The organism is Xanthomonas sp. JAI131 (genome assembly GCF_013410075.1).
GTDB classification, from domain to species: domain Bacteria; phylum Pseudomonadota; class Gammaproteobacteria; order Xanthomonadales; family Xanthomonadaceae; genus Xanthomonas_A; species Xanthomonas_A bonasiae.
In genome coordinates this window covers 201,817-226,153 of record NZ_JACCCN010000001.1, presented here as the reverse complement: position 1 = coordinate 226,153, position 24,337 = coordinate 201,817, and the positions used below count along the sequence as shown (strand labels likewise).

At 69.0% G+C, this 24,337-nt stretch carries 18 protein-coding genes and 1 pseudogene; 6 read left to right on the top strand and 13 right to left on the bottom strand.

Going from position 1 to position 24,337, the window contains the following annotated elements; all coding sequences use genetic code 11:
* Positions 1 to 122 precede the first annotated feature (122 nt).
* Positions 123 to 974, bottom strand: a complete 852-nt coding sequence (apbC, locus tag HDC36_RS00975) for an iron-sulfur cluster carrier protein ApbC (RefSeq protein ID WP_179563814.1) — start codon at positions 972 to 974, stop codon at positions 123 to 125.
* A 755-nt stretch (positions 975 to 1,729) separates the two neighbouring features.
* On the opposite strand from apbC, the gene HDC36_RS00970 reads away from it, so the two are divergent.
* Positions 1,730 to 4,477 carry a TonB-dependent receptor gene (locus HDC36_RS00970; protein ID WP_179565520.1) on the top strand — a complete coding sequence of 916 codons (2,748 nt, stop codon included), beginning with the start codon at positions 1,730 to 1,732 and terminating at the stop codon, positions 4,475 to 4,477.
* Positions 4,478 to 4,664: 187 nt separating this feature from the next.
* Here HDC36_RS00970 and HDC36_RS00965 read toward each other — a convergent pair whose 3' ends face one another.
* A complete protein-coding gene (locus HDC36_RS00965; protein ID WP_179563813.1) occupies positions 4,665 to 6,254 on the bottom strand; it encodes a sulfotransferase in 1,590 nt (529 codons plus the stop codon).
* A gap of 230 nt (positions 6,255 to 6,484) precedes the next feature.
* The gene (locus tag HDC36_RS00960) at positions 6,485 to 8,086 is read right to left on the bottom strand and encodes an NAD(P)/FAD-dependent oxidoreductase (protein ID WP_179563812.1); all 1,602 of its coding nucleotides are present in this window, start codon (positions 8,084 to 8,086) and stop codon (positions 6,485 to 6,487) included.
* 202 nt (positions 8,087 to 8,288) lie between these two features.
* Here HDC36_RS00960 and HDC36_RS00955 point away from each other — a divergent pair, with 202 nt between their 5' ends.
* Entirely contained in the window at positions 8,289 to 10,391 is a 2,103-nt protein-coding gene (locus tag HDC36_RS00955; RefSeq protein ID WP_179565518.1) for a M13-type metalloendopeptidase, read from the top strand.
* Positions 10,392 to 10,673: 282 nt separating this feature from the next.
* On the top strand, positions 10,674 to 12,683 hold the full coding sequence (locus HDC36_RS00950) for a M13 family metallopeptidase (protein WP_179563811.1): 2,010 nt from the start codon (positions 10,674 to 10,676) through the stop codon (positions 12,681 to 12,683).
* A gap of 389 nt (positions 12,684 to 13,072) precedes the next feature.
* On the opposite strand, the gene HDC36_RS00945 is transcribed toward HDC36_RS00950, so the two are convergent.
* The 7 genes and pseudogenes from HDC36_RS00945 to HDC36_RS00920 form a co-directional block, all read right to left on the bottom strand.
* Entirely contained in the window at positions 13,073 to 13,729 is a 657-nt protein-coding gene (locus HDC36_RS00945) for a rhomboid family intramembrane serine protease (RefSeq protein WP_179563810.1), read from the bottom strand.
* 40 nt (positions 13,730 to 13,769) lie between these two features.
* A complete protein-coding gene (locus HDC36_RS00940) occupies positions 13,770 to 14,135 on the bottom strand; it encodes an MGMT family protein (RefSeq protein WP_179563809.1) in 366 nt (121 codons plus the stop codon).
* Positions 14,132 to 15,067, bottom strand: a complete 936-nt coding sequence (locus HDC36_RS00935) for a DMT family transporter (protein ID WP_179563808.1) — start codon at positions 15,065 to 15,067, stop codon at positions 14,132 to 14,134. The genes HDC36_RS00940 and HDC36_RS00935 overlap by 4 nt, the downstream gene beginning before the upstream one ends.
* A 246-nt stretch (positions 15,068 to 15,313) precedes the next feature.
* Positions 15,314 to 16,672, bottom strand: a complete 1,359-nt coding sequence (gene gorA, locus HDC36_RS00930; RefSeq protein WP_179563807.1) for a glutathione-disulfide reductase — start codon at positions 16,670 to 16,672, stop codon at positions 15,314 to 15,316.
* A pseudogene (locus tag HDC36_RS23385) lies at positions 16,669 to 16,842 on the bottom strand (amino acid dehydrogenase); the annotation flags it as partial. The gene gorA and the pseudogene HDC36_RS23385, both read right to left, overlap by 4 nt.
* 15 nt (positions 16,843 to 16,857) lie before the next feature.
* A complete protein-coding gene (locus HDC36_RS00925) occupies positions 16,858 to 18,135 on the bottom strand; it encodes a DUF418 domain-containing protein (RefSeq protein WP_179563806.1) in 1,278 nt (425 codons plus the stop codon).
* A gap of 169 nt (positions 18,136 to 18,304) precedes the next feature.
* On the bottom strand, positions 18,305 to 18,784 hold the full coding sequence (locus HDC36_RS00920) for a peptidylprolyl isomerase (RefSeq protein WP_179563805.1): 480 nt from the start codon (positions 18,782 to 18,784) through the stop codon (positions 18,305 to 18,307).
* Between the two features lie 110 nt (positions 18,785 to 18,894).
* On the opposite strand from HDC36_RS00920, the gene HDC36_RS00915 reads away from it, so the two are divergent.
* The 3 genes from HDC36_RS00915 to HDC36_RS00905 all read left to right on the top strand — a co-directional run bounded on the left by HDC36_RS00915 (position 18,895) and on the right by HDC36_RS00905 (position 21,363).
* Positions 18,895 to 19,437 (top strand): C40 family peptidase, encoded by a 543-nt coding sequence (locus HDC36_RS00915; RefSeq protein ID WP_179563804.1) that lies wholly within the window; start codon positions 18,895 to 18,897, stop codon positions 19,435 to 19,437.
* 107 nt (positions 19,438 to 19,544) lie between these two features.
* Entirely contained in the window at positions 19,545 to 20,366 is an 822-nt protein-coding gene (locus HDC36_RS00910; RefSeq protein ID WP_179563803.1) for a C40 family peptidase, read from the top strand.
* Between the two features lie 247 nt (positions 20,367 to 20,613).
* Positions 20,614 to 21,363 carry a nucleotidyltransferase domain-containing protein gene (locus HDC36_RS00905; RefSeq protein WP_179563802.1) on the top strand — a complete coding sequence of 250 codons (750 nt, stop codon included), beginning with the start codon at positions 20,614 to 20,616 and terminating at the stop codon, positions 21,361 to 21,363.
* A gap of 28 nt (positions 21,364 to 21,391) precedes the next feature.
* On the opposite strand, the gene HDC36_RS00900 is transcribed toward HDC36_RS00905, so the two are convergent.
* The 3 genes from HDC36_RS00900 to HDC36_RS00890 all read right to left on the bottom strand — a co-directional run bounded on the left by HDC36_RS00900 (position 21,392) and on the right by HDC36_RS00890 (position 24,231).
* The gene (locus tag HDC36_RS00900) at positions 21,392 to 21,871 is read right to left on the bottom strand and encodes an acyl-CoA thioesterase (protein ID WP_009584133.1); all 480 of its coding nucleotides are present in this window, start codon (positions 21,869 to 21,871) and stop codon (positions 21,392 to 21,394) included.
* A gap of 175 nt (positions 21,872 to 22,046) precedes the next feature.
* Entirely contained in the window at positions 22,047 to 22,883 is an 837-nt protein-coding gene (locus HDC36_RS00895) for a class I SAM-dependent methyltransferase (RefSeq protein ID WP_179563801.1), read from the bottom strand.
* 7 nt (positions 22,884 to 22,890) lie between these two features.
* Positions 22,891 to 24,231: a dicarboxylate/amino acid:cation symporter gene (locus HDC36_RS00890; RefSeq protein ID WP_179563800.1), complete on the bottom strand. Its 1,341-nt coding sequence runs from the start codon at positions 24,229 to 24,231 to the stop codon at positions 22,891 to 22,893.
* Positions 24,232 to 24,337: the final 106 nt, after the last annotated feature.

Genomic DNA, 24,337 nt, shown 5'->3' with positions numbered 1-24,337 from the left:
TCCTGATGCCTGTGGCGGCAGGCCGGAACCTGCCCGCCGGGAGCGCGGCCGACGCCGGAGCGGGCCGCAGTGACCGGCGATTCTAGCCGGTCGCGGCGCGTTCGCGGCGGCCGCGGCGGCGCTCAGAGCAGCGAGGCGGCGATCGGGATCGAGGCGCGCGGCCGCTTGCGCAGTTCCTCGGTCAGGCGCTGCGCGGTCGCCAGATAGGCCAGCGCCGCGGCCGAGTCCGGGGCCGCGGCGACGATCGGGGTGCCGACGTCGCCCTGCTCGCGGATCGCGATCGCCAGCGGCAGCGAACCCAGCAGCGGCACGCCGTACTGCTGCGCCATGCGCTGGCCGCCGCCTTCGCCGAACAGATGCTCGACATGGCCGCACTGCGTGCAGGTATGCACCGCCATGTTCTCGACGATGCCCAGCACCGGCACCTCGACCTTCTCGAACATCTTCAGCGCCTTCTTCGCATCCAGCGTGGCGATGTCCTGCGGGGTGGTCACGATCACCGCGCCGGCGACCGGGATCTTCTGCGCCAGGGTCAACTGGATGTCGCCGGTGCCCGGCGGCAGGTCGATCAGCAGGTAGTCCAGGTCGTCCCACAGCGTATCGGTGAACAACTGGGTCAGCGCCGAGGTGGCCATCGGCCCGCGCCAGATCATCGGCGTGTCCTGGTCCACCAGCAGGCCGATCGACATCGCCTCGATGCCGAACGCGCGCATCGGCTCGATCGACTTGTTGTCGGGGCTGTCCGGGCGGCCGCTCAGGCCGAGCATGGCCGGCACGCTGGGGCCATAGACATCGGCATCCAGCACCCCGACCCGCGCGCCCTGGCGCTGCAGCGCCAGCGCCAGGTTCACCGCAGTGGTGGACTTGCCCACCCCGCCCTTGCCGGAACCGATGGCGATGACGTTGCGGACCCGCGGCAGCGGCGCGAGGTTGGGCTGGACGGCGTGGGCGGGAATGCGGGGACGGTCGGTCATGGGAAAACTCGCGGAGGTGATGCCGGCCTGCGCGCAGTGCGCTGCAGCTGGCGAAAAGAAAGGAAGGAAGGAAGGGTGACACAGGGCGGGCGTCTTGCGTATCGGGCCGGACGCGGCGCGCGATCGCCGCGGCCGGTCGCGCGCCGCGCGCATTTGCGCGTTCGAACCCGCGATCGCCGCGCGCACGGAGCAATGCAACCGCCGCCGCCTCATTCGCTGTGCCCGCTCGTGGCAGCGATCAAGAACGCATCCGTGGCAGCGGCGCGACTCGCCATCGCCATCCATTCCCCATTATGGCGAAACGCCTCACCGCATTGGTGCATGCCGCGCGTGCAGACGATCGGGTTCGCAGCGATGCCCCTTCCGCGCACAGACCCGACTTTTCAGGCTTTCTGAAACGCGCCGAAAACGCCCCCAACCCCATTCATCTACCTGTCTCGCCCAGGCCCCGAATTGGTGCAAAGCAGCGCGAGCGATGCCGTACCCGACACCCACAGCCACATTTGCCGGGCGTTTGCCGCCCGATCGCTGCAGATGCAACTGCTAGCACCAAAACGTGACGGACCTGTACAAACCGCGTTAAGTTCGTGTTACGTTTGGGTCGCTCGCATGGATGCGACCCCAATTCAAGGCATATGCCGTGGCACGACGCCACCCGCCTTTTCTTTATTGATTTCCGGGGATAGAGAGAAATGACTGCTCGTCAGACACGTAGTTTCAAGCACAGCCGCCTGAGCGCGGCGCTGGTGACCGCCATGGTCGTGCCGGCCGCGTTCAGCGCCTTCGCGCAGGACAGCACCGACACCAAGGCCACCGACCTGGAGCGGGTTACCGTTACCGGCTCGCTGATCCCGCAGAGCGAGATCGAGACCGCCACGCCGGTCACCACCATCACCGCCGAAGACATCAAGGCCCGTGGCTTCAATTCGGTGGCCGATGTGCTGCAGAAGAGCTCGTTCGCGACCGGCGCGGTCCAGGGCGGCCAGACCTCCGGCTCCTTCACCCAGGGCGCGAAGACGGTCAGCCTGTTCGGCCTGTCGCCGGGCTACGTGAAGTACCTGATCGACGGCCGGCCGATGTCGAACTACCCGGCGCTGTACAACGGCAGCGACACCTTCAACAACATCAGCGGCATTCCGATCGACCTGGTCGACCGCATCGAGATCCTGCCGGGCGGCCAGTCGTCGCTGTACGGCTCGGACGCGATCGCCGGCGTGATCAACGTCATCCTCAAGAAGAAGATGGACGGCGCGGTGTTCAGCATCCGCGGCGGCGGCTACTCCGAAGGCGGCGGCAGCAACTTCCGCGCCACCTTCGCCGACGGCTGGACCTCCGCCGACGGCCGCACCTCCGTGCTCGGCGGCGTGCAGTACGAAGAGAAGGACCCGATCTGGGCCTACGACCGCAGCCTGACCAAGCAGTACAACACGCAGGGCTACACCGCGCCGCTGATCAGCCGCGACTTCCTGGTGTACAGCCCGTTCACCAGCTACAAGTTCCTCGACCCGGCCAACTGCGGCAATGTTTCCGGCCTGTTCGGCGGCACCATGTCCCTGCAGCAGCGTCCGGGCTTCGGCGACGAATACTACTGCGGCTCCAAGTACACCCCGGGCTACCGCACCCTGGACAACGGCCAGAAGTCGCTGCAGGCGTACGTGCACGGCACCTTCGACCTCAACGACAACGTGCAGCTGTACGGCGACGTCCTCTACAGCAAGGACCAGGTCAAGTACAACTCCGGCGGCAACTATCTGTGGTGGGGTACCAGCGCCGACTTCGGCTACTACTACGACCCGAACCTGGACGACCTGGTCAACCTGCAGCGCTCGTTCGCGCCTGAGGAAGTCGGTCCGAACGGCTTCAACGACACGATGAGCCGCGACACCAGCGAGTCGGTCCGCGTCACCTTCGGCGCGCAGGGCACGCTCGGCCAGTCGAGCTGGGACTACGACGCCGGCGTCACCTACACCCAGTACAAGCTGGAAGAGCGCAACTTCGTCCGCTTCAAGGACCCGATCGACCAGTTCTTCATCAACAAGGTGCTGGGACCGCAGCAGGGCCTGGATCCGTACTACAACGCCTATCCGGTCTATACGCCCAACTACGCGGCGTTCTACTCGCCGATCACGCCGGAAGAATTCGCCAGCTTCACCGGCCACGCGACCAACAAGAGCAAGACCTCCGACAGCATGCTGCGCCTGCAGCTGACCAACGCCAAGCTGTTCGCCCTGCCCGGCGGCGACGCGGGCCTGGCCGTGGTCGGCGAATACGGCAAGCAGAAGTGGGACTACGATCCGGCACCGGAAATCCTCAACGGCGAAGTGTGGGGCCTGACCTCGGTGGCCGGTGGCGGCGACCGCGACCGCTACGCACTGACCTCGGAACTGCGCATGCCGGTGTTCGATCCGCTGACCATCACCCTGGCCGGCCGCTACGACGCGTTCAAGGCCAGCGGCACCACCGTCGACAAGCCGACCTACAGCATCGCGCTGGAATACCGTCCGTTCCAGTCGCTGCTGCTGCGCGGCAAGTACGGCACCGCGTTCCGCGCGCCGACCCTGTCCGACCAGTACCAGGGCGAGAGCGGCTACTACAACAGCGTGATCGACTACTACCAGTGCGCACAGCGCGGCTACCTGCCGGGCAACACCGACAGCTGCCCGGCCGCCTATTCCAGCCGCCAGTTCCGGGGCACGCAGTCCGGCAATCTCGGCCTGAAGCCGATCAATGCCGACGTGTGGAGCGCCGGCTTCGTGTGGTCGCCGGTCGACCGCATGGCGCTGACCTTCGACTACCTCAACTGGGACATCAGCGATGAAGTCACCCAGCAGAGCGCCGATGCGCTAAGCCTGCAGGACTACCGTTGCCGCGCCGGCATCGACGACATCAGCTCGGCGCTGTGCACCAGCGCGATGGCGCAGGTCACCCGCAACGCGGCCGGCCAGATCACGGCAATCTACACGCCGAAGATCAACGTCTCCAACCAGAAGCTGGAAATGGCCGTCGCCTCGTTCCGCTACGGCTACGACTTCGGACGTTGGGGCGACCTCAGCACCGTGGTCAGCTATACGCAGAAGATCAGCCACGAGTACACGCAGTACGCGGGTGACGAACCGGTCGACCTGCTCAACAACCCGTACTGGAGCACGGACCCGAAGCGCAAGGCCGACGCCTCGCTGACCTGGGAGATCGGCGACTTCGCGACCACCTGGTACGCCAGCTGGTTCGACAAGACCCCGAACTACGCGGCAAATCTCAGCACCGCCGGCTACGACGCGCCGCGCGCCGGCAAGCTGCCGTCGCACATCACCCACAACGCCAGCATCACCTACACGGCGTTCGAGGGCATGGAGCTGTCGCTGATGGTGAACAACGTGTTCAACAAGATGCCGCCCTTCGACGCATCCTACCCGGGCAGCGCGAGCTCGCCGTACAACTCGTACAACTACGACGTGTACGGTCGCGCGTACTACCTGGAAATGCGTTACGCGTTCGGCAAGTAAGCGAGCCTCAAGCGACACCGAAGCCCACCCGCGAGGGTGGGCTTTTTTTATGCGTGGCGCCTGCCGGCGGGACATGCGCGACAGCGACTGCAAGCGTCCGCTTTGACGCCCGCAATGACCCTCGGTCGCACGCGCGATGGCGCGGCCTTTTCGTTCGGTCGGTGGTTACCGTAAGGGGCGTGCCGCCTCAGCGGCTGCCTTGCCCCGCCGCTTCGAGCGATTGCGTCTCGAGCAACTGTTTCAGCTCGGCGAGATCCTCGCCGTAACGCTGCCAACGCCCCATGTAGGCGCGGGTCATCGACGTGCGCACCTGCACCACGCTGGCGGTGGCCACCGGCGCCTGATTCTGCTCGAAGCGCAGGCAGGCGTCGTCCCACGGCAATCCGCAGAACTCCAGCAGGCGGCGCGTGGTCGGCTCCTGCTCCAGCACCAGGTCTTCGTAGTCGATCTCCATGAACCGCTGCGGGAACAGCGCGCGCCAGTGCGCCATCAACCGTTCGAACATCAGGTAGTAGCGACCGACATCCATCAGGTCGAAGGAATAGTCGTAGTACGGCGAAGACAAGGCGAACAGCTGGCGGAAGTTGCTCAGGCAGGTGTCCATCGGATCGCGCCTTAGGCAGACGATGCGCGCGTTCGGCAACGCCCGCGCGATGTGTCCCACGTACAGGAAATTGTGCGGCAGCTTGTCCACGAAGCGCGGCTTGGCGGCGGTGCCTGGACGGGTGGACTCGACGTAGGCACGGCCGAGTTCGCGCCAGTCCAGCCCCTGCAGCCGGGTCAGCGTGGCCACGTCCAGGATCGCCGGCGATGGCGTGCGCACCAGGCGCTTGAGCGCCACCGAGAAATTCTGCAGCTCGCCGGCCGAGTGCACCTGCGGATGGCTGGACAGGATCCGGTCCACCAGGGTGGTGCCGCTGCGCGGCATGCCGACCACGAAGATCGGCTCCTGGCTGTCGAAGCCTGACGTGGGCGCAGCGTCGGCGCGGAAGGCGCGCTGCAACGCCTCGAACAGCACCGCATCGTGCTCGGACGTGTAGCCGCGCGCGCGCTTCTGTACCGCCTTGCCCTGCACGTAGCCACGGAACGCGGCATGGTAGTCGCCGAGATCCTCGTGCTCCTTGGCCAGCGCCAGGTTGAGATACAGCACCGCTTCCGGGGCGTCGCCGGCCGAAGCCAGCGCCTGCTCCAGCATGGCCAGGTTGTTCTCCTCCGCGCTCCACTTGCGCAGTTGCGACAGCGACAGATAGACCTTCCAGTAGCGCGGCTCCAGCGCCAGGCAGGCCCGGTATTCCTGCTCGGCTTCCTGCAGGCGCCCGGAGAACAGCAGCGAGGTGCCGAGGTTGTAGCGGAAGCTGGCCTGCTGCGGCGCGAGTTGCACCGCCTGGGTGAACGCCTGCAGCGCGGCGACGTGCTCGTTGACCTGGGTATAGACCACGCCCAGCGTGTCCAGCGTGTGCGCGTCGGTCGGCCGCAACGCCATCGCCTGGTCGGCGAAGCGCTGCGCCTCCTGCATGAAGCGTCCCATCGCCAGCACCTTGGCCAGCTGCGTCGCGTAGTCCGCACGCTGCGGATTCAACGTCGTCGCCTGATACAGGTGCGCCGCGGCGGGTTGCATCTGTTTCAACTCCAACGCCGCCACGCCGGCCACGAAATGCACGCCGGGGTGTTGCGGCAACGCGCGCAGAAGCTGCTGCGCGAGCCGCTGCGCCTGGCCCCAGTCGCGCTGGTTGAGCGCGGCGACGGCCTGGTTGTAGAGCTGAACCTGTTCGGTCATGGAGGGGCCTGATGTCGGAGGAAGCCAGCGCCGGCGCGAGGACACTGCGGCTCGAGCGAGCGGCCAGCCATTATGCCCGGCGATCGGAACGATGGTCTTGAAGCGGATGCCTGCGCTACGTCGCATCGGACCCGCGCACCGAGCGGCGCGATGGCGGCAGCGGCACCGGCGCAGCCGTCCGTGAAACGAAGGCACCGCAGCGCGGCGCCGGCAGACGGCACCGCGCTCAGTCAGCGCCGCCCATCGCCCAGCAGCGCCATCGCCGCATTGTGCCCGGGCGCGCCGGTCACGCCGCCGCCCGGATGGGTACCGGAACCGCACAGGTAGAGGCCGGGAATCGCACCGCGGTAGTTGGCCTGGCCGAGCATCGGGCGCGCGCTGAACAACTGATTGAGGCTCAGCGCGCCATGGAAGATGTCGCCGCCGATCAGGCCGAAGGTGCGCTCCAGGTCCAGCGGGGTCAGCGCCTGCAGGGCCAGCACCGAGTCGGCGAAGCCCGGCGCGTAGCGCTCGACGGTGGCGATCATCAACTCGGCCACCTCGTCGCGGTGCGCGTCCCAGCTGCGCCCGTCCGCCAGCTGCGGCGCCACGTGCTGGCAGAACAGGCTGGCCACGTGCTGGCCGGGCGGCGCGAGCGAATCGTCCAGCGTGCTGGGGATCAGCAGTTCGACGATGGGCTCGCGCGACCAGCCATGCGCGCGCGCATCGCGGTAGGCGCGATCCATGTAGTCCAGGCTCGGCGCCAGGATGATGCCGGCGGTGAGGTGGTCGCCCTGCCCCGGCAACGCACGGAACTGTGGCAAGCGCGACAGCGCCACGTTCATCCGGAACGTGCCCGAACCGCAGCGCCAGTTGGCCATGCGTTCGCGGGTGGCGGCCGGCACCTGCGCCGGGTCGAGCAGGCGCTCGTACAGCAGCTTGGGATTGACGTTGGCGACGACGCGGCGCGCATGCAGGCGCTCGCCGTGTTCGGTGACCACGCCGACCGCGCGCCCGTCCTCGACCAGGATCTCGCGCACGCCGGCATCGGTGCGGATCTGCGCGCCGGCCGCGATCGCCGCCTTGGCCATCGCCTGGGTGATCGCGCCCATGCCGCCGAGCGCATGGCCCCACGCGCCCTTGACCCCGTTGCTCTCGCCGAACACGTGGTGCAGCAGCACGTAGGCCGAGCCCGGCGTGTACGGGCTGGCGTAGTTGCCGACGATGCCGTCGAAGCCGAACAAGGCCTTGACCGGATCGCTTTCGAACCAGCGCTCCAGGTACTCGGCGGCGGAGATGGTGAACAGGTCCAGCAGCTCCTGGCGCAGGCCGGGATCGAGCGCATGCAGGCGGCGGCCGAGGCGGCCGGCACGCAGCAGTTCCGGCAGCGCCTGCACCCAGCCGCCATCGGTGACGTTCGGCGGCGGCTGCAGCGCCAGCGCACGCAGCACGTCGGCGATGCGCTCCAGCCGCGCTTCGTAGGCCGGCAGGCGCTCGGCGTCGCGAGCGGAGAACTTCGCCACCTGCGCCTGGGTGATGCCGGCGCCGGCCAGCAGGTAGCGGTCGTCGGGCAGCGGCACGAAGTTGTTGCAGCGGCGCGGCACGATACGCAGGCCGTGTGCGGCCAGGTCGAGATCGGCGATCACCTTCGGCTGCAGCAGCGACACCGTGTAGGACGCCACCGAATTGCGGAAGCCCGGATGGAATTCCTCGGTGACCGCAGCGCCGCCGACCACGCCGCGCCGCTCCAGCACGGTGACCTTCCAGCCGGCGCGCGCCAGGTAGGCGGCGCAGACCAGGCCGTTGTGGCCGGCGCCGACGATCAGGGCATCGCAGGACGGTTCGCGCTTCATCCCGGGGATGATACCGGCCCGCCGGCCTCACGCCCGCTGAGCGAGGCCCGCTGAGCGACGCCCGCTGAGCGCGGGCGCCCGGCCCATGACCTTCGACACCCCTGAAACCCCGGGCAGCGGCGTACAGTCTCGCCACGGCCCTTAGGGCCATTCCGTATCCACGCTGGCTTGGAGCTTCCTTGTGACCTTTCGCAATCCCCAGATGCTGTTGTTGACCCTGGCCGTGAGCGCCGCCCTGAGCGGCTGCAACAAGCCCGACGCGGCAGCGCCCGCCGCCGACACCGCCAAGACCGAGGCCGCCGCGCCGGCGCCGGCCGCCGCGCCGGCCGAGCTGAAGCTCGACACCAGCAAGCTGCCGCCCTACAACGCGTTCAGCGCCAACGACCTGGACCCGACCAAGGAGGCCTGCAGCGACTTCGCCGGCTACGTCAACGGCAAGTGGCTGGCCGCCAACGAAATCCCCAAGGACCGCAGCAGCTGGGGCGCGTTCTCGATCCTGGACGAGCGCTCGGTCGCCGTGCAGCACCAGTTGGCCGAGCAGGCCGCCGCTGCGGCCAACGCGCAGGGCGTGGACAAGATCGTCGGCGATTTCTGGTCCTCGGGCATGGACGAAGCCAAGGTCAACGCGCAGGGCATCGAGCCGCTGAAGGCCGACCTTGCCGCGATCGACGGCCTCAAGGACGGCCCGGCGGTGGCCGAGTACCTGCGCCAGAGCGCGGCCAAGGGCGAGAACGGCCTGTTCGGCTTCGGCGCCGAGGCCGATTTCAAGAACTCCTCGATGAACATGGCCTACGCGATGCAGGGCGGCCTGGGCCTGCCCGACCGCGGCTATTACTTCGATGCCGACAAGAAGGACAAGCTCAACGCCTACCAGGCGCACGTGGCCAAGGTGCTGGAGCTGTCCGGGGTGCCGGCCGCCGATGCGGCCAAGCAGGCCAAGGACGTGGTGGCGCTGGAAACGCGCCTGGCCAAGGTCTCCAAGTCCAGCGAGCAGATGTCGCGCGACGCCGAGCTGTCCTACAACCCGGTGACCCCGGCCGAGGCCGACAAGCTGGCCCCGAACTTCCCGTGGACCAAGTTCTTCGAATCGCAGGGCGTGGCGGTGCCGGAGAAGTTCTCGCTGGCGATCCCGGCGTTCCACCAGGAAGTGAGCAAGGCGCTGGGCGACACCGACCCGTCGGTGTGGCGCGCCTACCTGCGCTTCCACACCGTCGACAGCGCTTCGCCGTACCTGAGCGATGCGTTCGCGCAGGAGAGCTTCGCGTTCTACGGCAAGGAGCTCAACGGCCAGGCCGAGATGAAGCCGCGCTGGAAGCGCGTGCTCGGCAGCATCGAGGACGGCGCCGGCGAGGCGATGGGCCAGATGTACGTCAAGGTGGCGTTCTCGCCCGACGCCAAGAGCAAGATGCAGCAGCTGGTGGACAACCTGCGCCAGGCGCTGAAGGCGCGCATCGAGAACGTCACCTGGATGAGCCCGGAGACCAAGGCCAAGGCGATCGCCAAGTGGGAGACCTTCACCCCGAAGATCGGCTACCCGGACAAGTGGCGCGACTACAGCGGCCTGAGCACCCAGCGCGACAGCTACCTGGACAACGTGCGCGCCGCCACCGCGTTCAACTACAAGTACAACCTGAGCAAGATCGGCAAGCCGGTGGACAAGACCGAATGGGGCATGACCCCGCAGACGGTCAATGCCTACTACAACCCGCTGCAGAACGAGATCGTGTTCCCGGCCGCGATCCTGCAGCCGCCGTTCTTCGATCCCAATGCCGACGACGCGTTCAACTATGGCGGCATCGGCGCGGTGATCGGCCACGAGATGACCCACGGCTACGACGACCAGGGCGCGCGCTTCGGGCCGACCGGCAACTTCGAGAACTGGTGGACGCCGGCCGACGCCAAGAACTTCGCCGGGCTCACCGGCAAGCTGGTCAAGCAGTTCGACGAGTACAAGGTGGACGGCAAGCCGGTCAACGGCAAGCTGACCCTGGGCGAGAACATCGCCGACCTGGGCGGCCTGTCCACCGCCTACGACGCGATGAAGAAGGCCACCGAGGGCAAGGACGATCCGAAGGTCGGCGGCATGACCCGCGACCAGAACTTCTTCCTCAACTGGGCCACCGTGTGGCGCACCAAGTACACCCCGCAGAACGCGGCGGTGCGCCTGACCACCGACCCGCACGCCCCGGCGCAGTTCCGCGCGATGGGCGCGCCGTCGAACCTGCCGGCCTTCGCCGCCGCGTTCCAGTGCAAGCCCGGATCGCCGATGGTGCGCGCCGGCGACAAGCAGGTCGTGATCTGGTAAGTCTGGCGATCCGCTGCAACCCGAAAAGGCCCGGCATGTCCGGGCCTTTTCTTTGCGCGCTGCGCGCCACGCCGCGGAAGCCCGCGCTGGCGCGGAAGCGGCCGGCACCGCACGCCTGGATGCGTGTGCGACAGCCCGCCGGCGACACCCGCACGACCGCCCCGCACCCACGCGCGCATCCATCTGAACCGGTTAGGCAAAGCCGCGCCGCAGCATGGACACAGCTGCGGGCCGCAGCTTGTTAAACTCCGCCGACTTTAATCCTGACCGGATTCGCTCCCGATGCTCAATGCCCGTCCGCTTGCCCTCGCTGTCGCCCTCGGCCTGATCGCCCTGGCGTCCACCGCCGATGCCGCGCCCAAGAAGAAGCGCGCCGCCGCCAAGGCGCCCGTCGTCAGCGCCGCCTGCACCGATTTCTACGACTACGCCAACGCCGACTGGCTGAAGAGCAACCCGCTGCCGCAGACCGGCGCGGTCACCGCCCTGGGCCAGTTGTCCGCGCGCGCGCAGCAACAGCAGCGCGACCTGCTCGACGCGTCGATGCAGTCGCCGCAGAACGACGTGCAGAAGGCGCTGGGCGATTTCTGGGCCAGCGGCCTGGACGAAGCGGCGGTGGAGAAGGACGGTTCCAACCCGATCGCACCGCTGCTCAGCCGCATCGACGCGATCAAGAAGGCCAAGGAGGTCCCGGCCTCGATCGCCGCGCTGCACCAGATCGGCATCCCGGTGGCGTTCAACTTCGGCGCCGACGTCGACCTGAAGGCGCTGGACCGCCACATCGGCTACTTCATGCAGGGCGGCATGGGCCTGCCCGACCCGGCCTTCTACACCCGCACCGACGCCGACACCGTGGCGCTGATGGGCCGCTACCGCGCCTACGTCAAGCAGATCCTGACCCTGACCGGCACCCCGGCGGCCAAGCTCGAGGCCGACACCCAGTCGGTGCTGCAGATCGAGACCGCGCTGGCGCGCAGCGCCAAGTCGCTGGCCGGCATCAACAACCCGTTCAACAACTACGCGCCGATCTCCACCAAGGAGTTGAACAAGCAGTACCGCAACCTGCAGCTGGACGCGTTCCTGAAGGCGCAGGGCGTCAACGACGACCTGGTGTCGATGGCCGATCCGGACATGTTCAAGCAGCTCGACGGCATGATCGTCAGCATCAAGCCCGATCAATGGAAGGCCTACCTGCGCTGGCGCGTCGGCGACGCGATGGCGCCGTACCTGTCCAAGAGCTTCCGCGACGCCAGCTTCGAGTTCCGCGGCCGCGTGCTGGAAGGCCAGACCCTGCCACCGCAGCGCTGGTCGCAGGTGCTGGACGCGATCAACGTCGCCGCCGGCCCGATGCTGGGCCGCGAATACGTCGGCCGCTATCTCAATGCCGACACCCGCCGCCAGGCCGAGAGCATCGCCGACCAGGTGCGCGACACCGAGATCGCCGCGATCAAGCGCAACACCTGGCTCAGCGCTTCGGCGCGCGCCGAAGCGCAGGCCAAGCTGGCCGCGCTGAAGATCGAAGTCGGCGCGCCGCGCCGCGACCTGGACTACAGCGTGCAGCCGATGGGCCGCGGCAGCTTCGGCGGCAACATGCTGATCGCCTCCACCTGGCGCCACCGCGAGGAAATGAAGCGCATCGGCAAGGGCAACGCCGACCGCCGCTGGGACGTGCTGCCGCAGCAGCCGGCGCTGACCTACGACCTCGCCCAGAACCGCCTGATCGTCACCGCCGCGGTGCTGCAGCCGCCGGTGTTCGTCGCCGGTGGCGATGCCGCCGCGCTGTACGGCGGCTACGGCGCGCTGGTCGCGCACGAACTGATCGGCGCGATCGACAGCAAGGGCAGCCAGGTCGACGCCAAGGGCGAACTGCGCAGCTGGTGGACTCCGGAAGACAAGAGCGCGTGGACCGCACTGAGCGCGCGCGCCGCCGCGCAGTACGGCGCCTACGACTTCCCCGGCGTGAAGGGCGCCAAGGTCAACGGCCAGCTGACCCAGGAACAGGACCTGACCGACATCGGCAGCGTCGAACTGGCCTGGCAGGCGTATGCCGCCGCCCAGCCGGCCGCCGGCGACGCCGGCAAGCAGGCGTTCTACAAGGCCTGGGCCGGCCTGTGGGCGCAGCAGCTGTCGCCGAACGAAGCGGTGCAGCGCGTCACCGCCGACGTGCACGCGCCCGGTCGCTGGCGCGCCAACGGCCCGCTGGCCAACCTGCCCTCCTTCGCCGCCGCCTTCACCTGCAAGGCCGGCCAGCCGATGGTGCGCAGCGACGCCGAGCAGATCCGCGTCTGGCCGTAACCGCAATTCGCTAGGCAGTGCATGCACGACGGCGCGGGCAACCGCGCCGTCGTGCGTTGTGGCGATGGCGATCGGCACAACCCGCCAGCGTCTCGGCGTTTGGCAACGGCCGTCGGCGCGACCAAGCCAGCGCGCCGCGCCATCAGCCGATGGCGTCTCGCAAAGCCATTCCAGCTGCGACGATACGTGCCCGATGCGCTCGAACGCACGCTCGGTCGGTTGCGGCGGTGCGCATGCACCCACCCCCGAAATGCGCCAAGAGCGCGTCGCAAAACATCGCCGCCGAAGTGGACAGTGGCCGCGTTGCATGCGGCCATGTCGGATCGCCGCTCAGGAGCGTTCGCGGCGCACGCCCAACCGTGGCGCTAGTCGCTGCAGACCGACGCCCCTCAGCGCACGATCCGCGGCCGCGGCGGCTTGCGCTTGCCGAACGGCGGCTGGCCCCGCCAGTAGCGGATCAGCAGCCAGCCGAACAGCATGCCGCCCAGGTGCGCGAAATGCGCCACGCCCGGCTGCCAGCCGGTGAAGCCCATGATCAGCTCCAGCGCGCCGAACACGATCACGAAGGTGCGCGCCTTCATCGGGATCGGCGGGAACAGCAGCATCACCCGCTGGTTCGGGAACAGCATGCCGAACGCCAGCAGCAGGCCGAAGACGCCGCCGGACGCGCCCAGGGTCGGATACGGATCGCCGCCATTGCTCACCATCCACCAGCCCACCAGCAGCTGGCACAGGCCGGCGCCGGCCACGCACACCAGGTAATAGGTCAGGAAACGCTTGTTGCCCCAGGTCTGCTCCAGCGGCCCGCCGAACATGTACAGCGCCAGCATGTTGAACAACAGGTGCGAGAAGCCGCCATGCAGGAAGCCATAGGTCAGCAGCTGCCAGATCTGGAAATTCTGTCCCGGCGAAAACGCATCGAAGTCGCTGAGCGGCCACAGCATGAACGGCGCGAAGGTGTCGTCGCCCAGTAGCAGCTGCAGCAGGAACACCACCACATTGCCGATCAGCAGGGCTTGGGTAACAGGCGGAAGTCTGGGAAACATGGTCGTGTCCGTGGCAACTGCCGACCATCATAGCCGCTCGCTATTGCGGCCCCCATAACGCCGCGTCGAGGTCGCGCGCCGGCGTTGGGGCACGCTTCACCCGTCCGCCCTGCACCGCCACGCCTTCGGCGCGCAGCCGCTGGCACTGTTCGCGAAAGCCGCGCGAGCCTTCCGGGAAGGCGATGCGCCCGTCGCTGCGCAGCACCCGGTGCCAGGGCAGCGCCGGATCGGTGTTGCCGCCGAGCACCCGCGCGACCAGGCGCGCGCGGCCGGGCAAGCCGGCCAGCATCGCCACCTCGCCATAGCCGCGCACCTGGCCGGGCGGGATCGCGCGGATCGTCGCCAGGATCCGCGCCTGGGCCGCCGCCGAGGCGTCGGCAGCCGACGTGGAACCCTGCCCGCTCATGCCGGCACCGTCCGTGCCGGCCGCGACACGGTCAGCACCCCGCCCAGCACCAGCAGCGTGCCGGCGATCTGCCACGGTCCCATCGCCTCGCCCAGCAACAGCACGCTGAGCACGATGGTCGAGACCGGGCCGAGCATGCCGATCTGCGACGCCAGGCCCGAGCCGATCCGCCGCACCGCCAGCATCGTCGCCAGCACCGGCACCGCCGTGCACAGCGTGCCGTTGAGCAGCGACAGCCAGTACACCGGCGTGGGCAGCAGCAAGGCGTGCAGCGGTCGCAGCAGCAGGAACTGGGCGATGCACAGCACGCAGGCGACCAGGCTGGCGTAGGCGGTCAGCCGCACCGCGCCGATCCGCGCCACCATCTGCCCGCTGCCGACCAGGTACAGCGCATAGGCCAGCGCGCTGCCGAACACCAGCAGGCTGCCCCAGGCGGTGCGCGCGCCGCCGACCTGCAGGTCGTGGCCGAAGGCGAGCAGCACGCCGAGATAGCTCAGCGCCAGCGCCCACAGCTGGCGGCGTTGCGGCCGGCGGCGGAACGCGAGCACGCCGATCAGCAACACCAGGGTCGGGGTCAGATACAGGATCAGCCGCTCGAGCGTCGCGGTGATGTAGGCCAGGCCGAGGAAATCCAGGTAGCTGGCCAGGTAGTAGCCGAGCACGCCGAGCGCGCCGATGCGCCAGCGATCGCCGCGCTGCAGCGGCGGCGCCCGGCGCGCGGCCCACAGCGCCATCGCCGCGAAACACGGCAAGGCCACCAGCATGCGCAGCGCCAGCAGGGTCACCGCGTCCACCCCGTAGCGATAGCCGAGCTTGACGATGATCGCCTTGCCGGAAAACGCGATCGCGCCGCCGGCGGCCAGCAGCACGCCGCCCAGGTCGGCATGCGCCGTCGCCAGCGGAGCGGCGGTCGAGCGCTCGGAGGCGCTCATCGCGGACCGGCGCCGAAGCGGAAACGAACATCGTGCATGCCGCCCATTCTACGGCCGCTGCCCGCAACAGCAGCGCTACCGATGCGACAGAGCGAACCGCATCGCATGCACACGCGCACCCAGCGTGCGCAACGCCGGCAACGCAGTGCAGTAAGGCGGATGACCGCACAGCCCGATCGTGGCCCTACCCGCGCCCTAACCCGTTTCGCCATCGCCACATGCAGCAGCACCGCAACGGCGCGCGCCTCAGCGCATCAGCACCACTTCCTCGGCCGAGGTCGGATGGATCGCCACCGTGTCTTCCAGCTGGCGCTTGGTCACGCCCAGCTTCAGCGCTACCGCGAAACCCTGCAGGATCTCGTCGGCGCCATCGCCGAGCAGATGGAAACCGACCACCCGTTCGTCCTCGCCGGCGCAGACCAGCTTGAACAGACTGCGCTGCGGCGCGTCGGCCAGCGCATGCAGCATCGGCCGGAAATTGCTGCGATACACCGTCACCGCGTCGCCGTAGCGTGCCCGCGCCTGCTCCTCGCCCAGGCCGACCTGGCCCAGCGGCGGATGCGAGAACACCACACTGGGCACGTTGTCGTAGTCCAGCCGCGCCTGCGGCTGGTCGCCGAACAGGCGATCCATCAGCTTGCGTCCGGCGGCGATCGCCACCGGGGTCAGGCCGACCTTGCCGGCCACGTCGCCGATCGCGTACAGCCCCGGCACGTCGGTGTTCTGGTAATCGTCGACCACGATCTCGCACTTGTCGCCGATGCGCACGCCCAGCGCTTCCAGGCCGATGTCCTTGCTGTTCGGACGCCGCCCGATCGCGAAGAACACCTGGTCCACGGGCTCGCTCGGCTGCCCGTCGCCGTCGTGCAAGTGCAGGCCCTGCTCGCCGCGGCGCAGGGCCGTGGCGCGATAGCCGAAATGCAGGCGCACGCCCTGATGGCGCAGGTTCTCGCCGAGCTGCCGCGCCAGTTCCGCATCGAAACGCTCCAGCAGGCGCTCGCCCTGCACGAACAGATCGACGCGGCTGCCCAGCGCCTGCAGCAGGCCGGCCAGCTCCACCGCGATATAGCCGCCGCCGACGATGGCCACGCGCGGCGGCGCCTCGCACAGATTGAAGAAATCGTCCGACACCAGGCCCAGCTCGGCGCCCTCGATCGGCGGCCGCAGCGCATGCGCGCCGGTGGCGATCACCACGTGGCCGGCGCTGATCTTCACGCCGTCGCCGCATTCCACCGTATGCGCATCCAGCAGCCGGCCGCGCTGCGGAATCAGCACCACGCCGTCGGCATCCAGGCGCCGCCGGTAGCTGCCGTGGATGTTGCCGATATAGCCCTGGCGATGCGCCACCAGTTCCGGCCACGACAAGGTGGAACTGGGGATGGAAAAACCGATGGCGCGGGCCAGGTCGATGCGCCCGACCAGGTCGGCGGCCAGCCACATCGCCTTCTTCGGCACGCACCCGATGTTAACGCAGGTGCCGCCGAGCGCGCCCGGCTCCAGAATCGCCACGCGCGCGCCGAGGCCGGCGGCGCGGAACGCGGTGGCCAGGCCGCCGGAACCGCCGCCGAGCACCAGCAGGTCGTAGTCGTAGACGGCATCGGTCACTGCACACGCTCCGCGCGGTACGGTGCGGGGTCGATCGCGGGCGACTGCCCGCCTCTCTGGTCGGCCATCGGTTGTCCTATCGTGTGGCTCATGCTGATTCCGAGCATGCCACGCGCGGTGGCGAGCCACGCGTGAGGATGCCGCGGCATATACGGGATCGGCGCATCGTCATGGGCAGTCGCGTTTCAGGCAGTGCCATGACGGCGCATCGGTTGCCAACGCAGATAGCTCGCCGAACGCCACAGCCATTCCGCCGGACCGAAGCGGAAATGGCGCAGCCACAGCTGCGACGCCACCACCTGCAGCGCGAACAGCGCGAACGCGAACGGGATCTGCCAGACGCGCGGCAGGCGCTCGAAATAGCCCAGGCCATAGCCATAGAACAGCGTGGTGCACAGCAGCGACTGCAGCAGGTAGTTGCTCAGCGCCATGCGCCCGGCCGGTGCCAGCCAGCGCAGCGCCGGGGCGAAGCGCAGCAACCAGGCCGCATAGCCCAGCGCCATCATCCCGCTGGCCACGGTGGCCAAGGCGAACGCGCTGGCCAGGCGCAGGTCCAGGCGCGCCGGATCCATCCACGGTTCCAGCCGGAAGCTCAGCAGCATCAGCGCCATGCCCGCCGGCAGCACGCCCCAGCGCAGCGCCGCCAGCAGCCGCGGACGCCGCTGCGGCTGCTGCGCCAGGCCGCTGCGCACGCACCATGCGCCGAGCAGGAACATGCCGAAGATGGTCGGCGCATTGAACACCAGCGTACCCAGCGCATCGATCAGGTCGCGCAGGCGCTGCGCGGTCGCCTGCGCGTAGCTGCCGTGGCCGAACACCTGGCGCTGCTGTTCCAGCGCCGCCGCCGCGCGCTGCGCCTGCTCGGCCATTACCTGCCGCCACTGCACGGCGCCGTGCGGATCGGCCTGCGCCGCCGAGCCGACCGCGCCGGTCAGCAGCGACAGCAGCGGCGAGCACAGGTAGACCGCCAGCGCCATCCACGGCAACCAGCGCGTCGGCGCCTCGCGAAAGGCCAGCAGCATGAACGCCAGCAGCGCATAGCTGACCAGGATGTCGCCGGACCACAGCAGCACCGCATGCAGCACGCCGATCAGCAGCAGCACCGCGCTGCGGCGCACGAAGAAGCCGCCAAACTCGCGCCGCGCCGCCTCGGCGCGCTGCGCCATCACCGCAAAGCCCATGCCGAACAACAACGAGAACAAGGTGTAGAACTTGCCCTGCACCAGCAGGTAGACCGCCGCATCGGCGACGCGATCGGCACCGCGCAACAGCGGATCCAGCCCGGTCATCGCCGTATCCAGCGGACCGACGAAGCCTTCGATGTTCATCAGCAGGATGCCGAGCAGCGCGAAACCGCGCAGCACGTCCAGGGTGACGATGCGTTCGGCGGGCGCTACGGGCTGCAGCACGGGAGCGGAGGAAGCCAAGGCGTGGCACCGGACGAAAGACCGGCGATTATCCATCGCCGCGGCGCGCATGCGCCAAGGCGCATCGCGAAGTACATGAAGTACGGAAGTGGCCGAGCGGCGAGCGCGGCCGCGCCGTTCGGCCACGCCGATCAGGCAGCGGCGGCGCAGCGCGCACCCGCACGGCGCAGACGGATCCCGCCAACGGGACCCGCGCCGCGCTCACTCAATGATGGTGACCGCCCTCGCCGTGCACGTGGCCGTGCTCGATCTCTTCCGGCTTGGCTTCGCGCACCTCGAGGATCTCCACGTCGAAATGCAGGTCCTTGCCCGCCATCGGATGGTTGAGGTCGACATCGACCACGCTCATGCCGACCTTCTGCACGGTCACCGCGCGCGGGCCAAAGTTGGTCTGCAGGACCACCTGGCTGCCCGGCTGCAGCTTGGTCGCGCCGAAATGCTTCTTCGGCACGCGCTGGGTCAGGCCCTCGCGGTAGTCGCCGTAAGCGTCCTTGGCGGCCACGTCGACGCCGAAGCTGGCGCCGGCTTCCTGGTCCAGCATCGCGTTCTCCAGGCCCGGGATGATGTTGCCGTGGCCGATCAGGATCACCAGCGGATCGCGGTCCTTGGACGTCTCGATCGGCGCCTGGCCGGCTTCGGAGACGGTGTAGTGGAAACGGACGACGCGGTCTTTTTCGATCTTCATGTGCAACTCTGCGCTGTGGCTGCCGATGGCAGACGGTGTGGACGGCTTGTCGGCCGACGGGAGCGCCGCCATGATGGCGGCCATCTAAGGTTGCGCATTATCCCGGCTCCATGCAGAACAAGCCAGTTGCAACGTCCACGCGGCGCCTTCTTCCCTGTGGGGCGGTCCTGCTGTGCATGGCCGTGCTGGCCGCCTGCGGCCGCCACGAGGTGCGCCCGTCGCGCCCGCCGCCGGTGGCGGTGCGCAGCTGGCCGCAGGTGGCGCCGGCCGACCCGGCCGCGGCCAACGCGGTGCTGATGCGCGCGCTGGGCCTGGTCGGCACGCCCTACCGCTATGGCGGCAATACCCCGGATTCCGGCTTCGACTGCAGCGGCCTGGTCGCCTACGTCTACCGCGACATGCTCGACCTGCGGCTGCCGCGCACCTCGCGCGAACTGGCCGCGGTGCAGGGTCCGCGGATCGATCCGCAACGCCTGAGCACCGGCGATCTGGTGTTTTTCGGCAGCGGCGGCACGGTCAGCCATGTCGGCATCTATGTCGGCGAGGGCCGCTTCGTGCACGCCCCCAGCACCGGCGGAACGGTCCGCCTGGACTATCTGGACGGGACCTATTGGCGCGACCACTACACCGGCGCCAAGCGCGTCCTGCACTGAACTGTGGTTGCGCTCACATTCATAATTACGAAATATTAACGTAATTTGAACTTCGTCTTGCCGTCTACAGGGCATCATCGCCCATCGTTTGAATTTGTGATCGAAGCGTGACGACCGAAGCAAAGACCTCTCCAGGCAAGACCTCCGTCCCCCGCCGGGCCGCCTTCCGCTTAATCTGCACCGCCTCGCTCTGCCTCTCGGCCGTTCCGGCCCTGGCCCAGTCGGCTCCGGCCGACACCGTAGTCCCCGAAGCCATCGCTCCCGTCGCACCGGCGCAGGTGACTGCCGCCGGCGCCACCAGCACCACTTCCACGATCTCCCAGTCCGCGACCGCCAAGCTGGTCGCCGCGCAGGCCCCGGCCACCGCACGCAGCAAGGCCGACGCCGCCGCCACCGCCACCCTGGCCGCCCTGCTCCCGCATCTGGCCGCCAACGACACCATTCCGCTGATGGACCGCTCGGCGATGTTCGCCGGCGACATCAGCCGCCTGCTGGCCAACTACGACGTGTCCCAGGCTCCGCTGCGCGAGGGCGTGGTCCCGGGCGGCGACAAGGTGCAGTCGGTGCTCAAGCGCGCCATGGCGCTGCTCGGCACCCCGTACCGCTGGGGCGGCGAAGACACCGAAGGCTTCGATTGCAGCGGCCTGGTCGGCTACGTGTTCCGGACCGCGCTGGGCATCGAGCTGCCGCGCGTGTCGCGCGAGATGGCGCGCGAGGCCAATGCCGAACTGATCAAGGACCGCGACGCGCTGGCGCCGGGCGACCTGGTGTTCTTCGGCCGCAAGGGCCGCGTCGACCACGTCGGCCTGTACGTCGGCGAAGGCCGCTTCCTGCACGCGCCGAGCCGCGGCAAGGACGTGCGCGTGGACACGCTGACCAGCGGCTACTGGAGCGAGAAGTTCGTGCAGGCGCGGCGCGTGGCGATGTAAGCCGCGCAGCACGCAGGCAAAAAAAAGAAAGGCCGCTGGAGACAGCGGCCTTTTTCGTTGTGGCGATCGTTCGCCACCCGGCGCCTGGCGCCTGGCTGCCCTGCTGGCGGCACGCTACGCTGGCCCGGCTCGATCATGCCCCCGGGACCACAATGACGCCACCGCCCTCGCCCGCAGCGCCGCCGCGCCGTGTCCACCGGCACCGTTGTTCCTCCATCCCTCCGCGGTGCCGGCAGGCGGCGCACTGATGCCGGCCGCGCCCGTTCTGCCCACACCCGCGCAAGCGCTGGCGATCGCGCAGGCGCTGCTGTCCAGCCGCTACGACGGGGCGGCCTTCGGCTTCGCCGCCGGCTCGATCCTGCGCGGCGAAGGCACCCACCTGTCCGATATCGATCTAGTGGTGGTCTACGAGCGGTTGCCCGCGGCGCGGCGCGAATCGTTCCTGGCCGACGGCGTGCCGGTCGAAGCCTTCGTCCACGATCCGGGCACGCTGACCTGGTTTCTCGATGACGACGTGGCCCGCGGCCGCCCCAGTCTGCTGCACATGATCGCCGAGGGCTGCATCGTCGGCACCGCGAGCGAACCCGCGCGCACCCTGCAAGGCCAGATCGCCGCACGCCTGCAGGCCGGGCCGCCGCCGCTGTCGCCGGCGCAAGTGGACGCGCTGCGCTACCAGATCACCGACCTGATCGACGACCTGTGCGGCGAGCGCAGCGCCGCCGAGATCGTCGCGATCGGCGCCCTGTTGCACCCGCTCCTGACGGAACTGGCGCTGCGTGGGCGCGGCGGCTGGTCCGGCAGCGGCAAATGGGCGCCGCGTCTGCTCGCGCGGATCGATCCCGCGCTGGGCCAGCGCTTCGAGCACGCTTTCGCCGCGCTGTTCGCCAGCGCGGACTGCGCGCCGGTGCTCGCGCTGGCGCAACGGGAACTGGCCGCGCACGGCGGCCGCCTGTTCGATGGCCACTGCCGCACCGCGCCCGCGGACTGGCGCGCCTGAGTCGCGGCGCGGCGTCTTGGCCGCGATATCAGGCCTGGTAGTGGGAGATGGTGTCCTCGATGCCCTTGCTCAGCTCCATCACCTTCAACGCGTACTCGGACAGGCGATGGTCTTCCGGCGTGTCCGGCTGCCACGACGGCACCGGGGTCGGCTTGCCCTCCACCCCGTCCAGGGCCACGAACACGATGATGCAGTGGGTGCACAGGCGCGAGTCGCCGCCCATCGGGTCGCGCGCGCGCACGTCGATCGCGAAATGCATGCTGGTGCTGCCGGTGTAGACCAGCTTGGCGGTGACCGTGACCATGTCGCTGATCCGGATCGGCGAGACGAAGCGGATGCCGCCGACCGCCACGGTCACGCTGTAGCGCCCGCTCCAACCCACCGCGGCGGCGTAGCCGACCTGGTCGATCCACTTCATCACCACCCCGCCATGGACCTTGCCGCCGTAGTTGACGTCGATCGGCTCGGCCAGGAAGCGGAAGGTCAGTTCGCGTTGCGTGCCGCTCATCGGGGCTCCAGGGAAAGGAAGGAAGCGGAAGTCTGCCACGTACCGATGCTGCAGGTGCCGCAACGCCGCAACGCGCGGATCGGCGGTTCAGGGCTGGCTACGGCGCCGCGCGGGAACTGCCAATGCCGTGCTCTCTTGCCTCGCCAGGGGCGCCCGCACGCGATCGCGACGGCAATTAGCCAGCCGCCAATGCCGGGTTGTCGCGCTTGCGGATGCACAGCCACGGAAAGTGCGGCTGCGGCCGGCGCAGCGCGCGCAGGCAACGGGCACGCAGGCTGCGCGGATCGAACAGCACGCACAGCGCGATGCCGTCGAGCGCGGCCCAGGTGTGCTGGTGATACTGGTCGGCCAGTTCCGCGCAACCCAGCCCGCTGAAGTAGCGCAGGCTGCGCGCGGCGCTGGCCTGCGCCTGTGCGGCGTCGGCGTAGAACGGACTGTCGATCACGTGCAGTTCGCCGTCGTGCTGCAACAGGCCGAGCAGGCGCGCGATCAGCGCGCGCGGGTCGGCGAAATACTGGATGCAGGCCGGCAGCACGACCGCATCGAAGCGCTGCGGCGGCAGCGGCAGCGTGTGGATGTCGCCGGCGACGAAGCTCAGATGCGCACTGGCCGCGAACACGCGCGCGGCCTGCGCCAGCTCGGTGCGGTTGACGTCGACGCCGCAGACCTCGCGCTGCAGGCCCTCGGCCAGCCGCTGCGACAGCCAGCCGTTGCCGCAGCCCAGTTCGAGCAACGGCCCGCTGCCGCCGCGCGCGCGCAGGTGGCGCAGCAGGCGCCGGCACGACTCGGCACGCACCCGCCACTCGTGGCTGGCGCCCAGCGCTCCGCCGGGATGCGGCAGCGTGCGTACCTGCGCGTCGCTGTAGACGCGGCCTTCCTGCTGCCGGACCGCGAGGTACTGGCGCTCGAACGGATCGGCGGCCAGCGCCTGCTGCACCAGCACCCCATCGATCGGCGTCAGCCCGGGAAGCCGCAGCAACTGTTCGCGCAAGCGCGTCGCGGGCGTGCTCACCGCGGAATCAACGCAGCTGGCCGGACCCGTCGGCCGGCGGATCTTCCAGGCCGACATTGCTCGAGGCCGCCTCGTATACGCTGCGGTCGAGCAGGCCGGTTTCCTTGGCCACGAGCACCGGCACCAGCATCTGCCCGGTGACGTTGGTCATGGTGCGCATCATGTCCAACACGCGGTCGATCGCGTACAGGTAGCCGATCACCTCCAGCGGCAGGTTGGCCGCGCTCAGCACCACCGTGGCCATCACCACCGCGGTACCGGGCACGCCGGCGGTGCCGAAGCTGCCAAGCACCGAGGCGATCAGCACCACGAAATACTGGTTGGCGGTCAGCGGCACCCCGGTGTATTGGGCGATGAACACCGCGCACAGCGCCGGGAAGATCGCGCCGCAACCATCCATCTTGATGCTGGCGCCCAGCGGCACCGCGAACGCGGCGTAGTCCTTGTTGACGCCGAGGTTGTGGGTGATCGAGCGCAGCGCCACCGGCATCGCGGCGAAGCTGGAGGAGCTGACGAAGGCCACCTGCATGCCCGGCGCGGCGCCGCGGAAGAACTTCCACGGGTTCAGCCCGTGCGCCAGCAGCAGGCCGCTGTACACCACCAGGATGTGGATCGCGCAGGCCAGGTACAGCGCCAGCACGAAGTTGCCGAACGGCAGCAGCTTCTCGAAGCCGTAGCTGCCGACCAGCGAGGCGATCAGGCCGAAGGTGCCGAGCGGGGTCATCTCCAGCACGAAGCGGGTGACCTGGATCATGATCTCGCTCATCTGCCCGGTGAGCTTGCGTGCCTCGGCCACGCGCTCGCCCAGCTTGACCATCGCAAAGCCCAGCAGCGCGGCGAAGAAGATCACCGGCAGGATCGAGCCGCGCCCGGCCGCCAGCACCGTCTCGCCGGCGGCGTTGGTCCTGGTGCCGATGCCGGTCAGCGCATAGAACGGATTGGACGGCACCACGTCCAGCAGCACCTGGATCGGGCTGGGCACGTCGCGCGGCTTCCATGCGCCATCCACGCTCAGGCCGAAGTGGCCGGCGCCCGGCTGCAGCAGCGTGCCCACCGCCAGGCCGACGCCGACCGCCAGCGCGGCGGTGAGCACGAACCACAGGAAGGTGCGCCCGCCCAGCTTGGCCACCGATTGCTGGCCGTGCAGCGAAGAGATCGCGTTGATCACCGCGAAGAACACCAGCGGCACCGCGATCATCTTGATCAGGGTCACGTACAGGTCGCCGAGCGGCCCGAACCAGGTGTCCGCCGCCGGCCCCAGCGCCCAGCCGGCCAGCGCACCGAGCACGAAGCCGGCCACCACGCGCTGCCAGAACGGGATGCGCAACCAGGCGGTCACCACTTTCATCGATGCTGTCCAGAAAATCTCGGGGTCCTGCACCATAGCGCAAGCCGGCGCGGGCGACGACGCCATGGCTGGAAAGGCGCGATGTCATCGGCGTGCCTTGTCGCAG

What these genes read in the sequence shown, in the direction of transcription:
- HDC36_RS00970 (WP_179565520.1), top strand. Translation starts at nt 1,730, where the DNA reads ATGGTCGTGCCGGCCGCGTTCAGCGCCTTCGCGCAGGACAGCACCGAC.
- HDC36_RS00905 (WP_179563802.1), top strand. Translation starts at nt 20,614, where the DNA reads ATGCCGGCCGCGCCCGTTCTGCCCACACCCGCGCAAGCGCTGGCGATC.
- HDC36_RS00950 (WP_179563811.1), top strand. Translation starts at nt 10,674, where the DNA reads ATGCTCAATGCCCGTCCGCTTGCCCTCGCTGTCGCCCTCGGCCTGATC.
- apbC (WP_179563814.1), bottom strand. Translation starts at nt 974, where the DNA reads ATGACCGACCGTCCCCGCATTCCCGCCCACGCCGTCCAGCCCAACCTC.
- HDC36_RS00925 (WP_179563806.1), bottom strand. Translation starts at nt 18,135, where the DNA reads ATGGATAATCGCCGGTCTTTCGTCCGGTGCCACGCCTTGGCTTCCTCC.
- HDC36_RS00965 (WP_179563813.1), bottom strand. Translation starts at nt 6,254, where the DNA reads ATGACCGAACAGGTTCAGCTCTACAACCAGGCCGTCGCCGCGCTCAAC.
- HDC36_RS00890 (WP_179563800.1), bottom strand. Translation starts at nt 24,231, where the DNA reads ATGAAAGTGGTGACCGCCTGGTTGCGCATCCCGTTCTGGCAGCGCGTG.
- HDC36_RS00945 (WP_179563810.1), bottom strand. Translation starts at nt 13,729, where the DNA reads ATGTTTCCCAGACTTCCGCCTGTTACCCAAGCCCTGCTGATCGGCAAT.
- HDC36_RS00900 (WP_009584133.1), bottom strand. Translation starts at nt 21,871, where the DNA reads ATGAGCGGCACGCAACGCGAACTGACCTTCCGCTTCCTGGCCGAGCCG.
- HDC36_RS00920 (WP_179563805.1), bottom strand. Translation starts at nt 18,784, where the DNA reads ATGAAGATCGAAAAAGACCGCGTCGTCCGTTTCCACTACACCGTCTCC.
- HDC36_RS00955 (WP_179565518.1), top strand. Translation starts at nt 8,289, where the DNA reads ATGCTGTTGTTGACCCTGGCCGTGAGCGCCGCCCTGAGCGGCTGCAAC.
- HDC36_RS00960 (WP_179563812.1), bottom strand. Translation starts at nt 8,086, where the DNA reads ATGAAGCGCGAACCGTCCTGCGATGCCCTGATCGTCGGCGCCGGCCAC.
- HDC36_RS00940 (WP_179563809.1), bottom strand. Translation starts at nt 14,135, where the DNA reads ATGAGCGGGCAGGGTTCCACGTCGGCTGCCGACGCCTCGGCGGCGGCC.
- HDC36_RS00935 (WP_179563808.1), bottom strand. Translation starts at nt 15,067, where the DNA reads ATGAGCGCCTCCGAGCGCTCGACCGCCGCTCCGCTGGCGACGGCGCAT.
- HDC36_RS00915 (WP_179563804.1), top strand. Translation starts at nt 18,895, where the DNA reads ATGCAGAACAAGCCAGTTGCAACGTCCACGCGGCGCCTTCTTCCCTGT.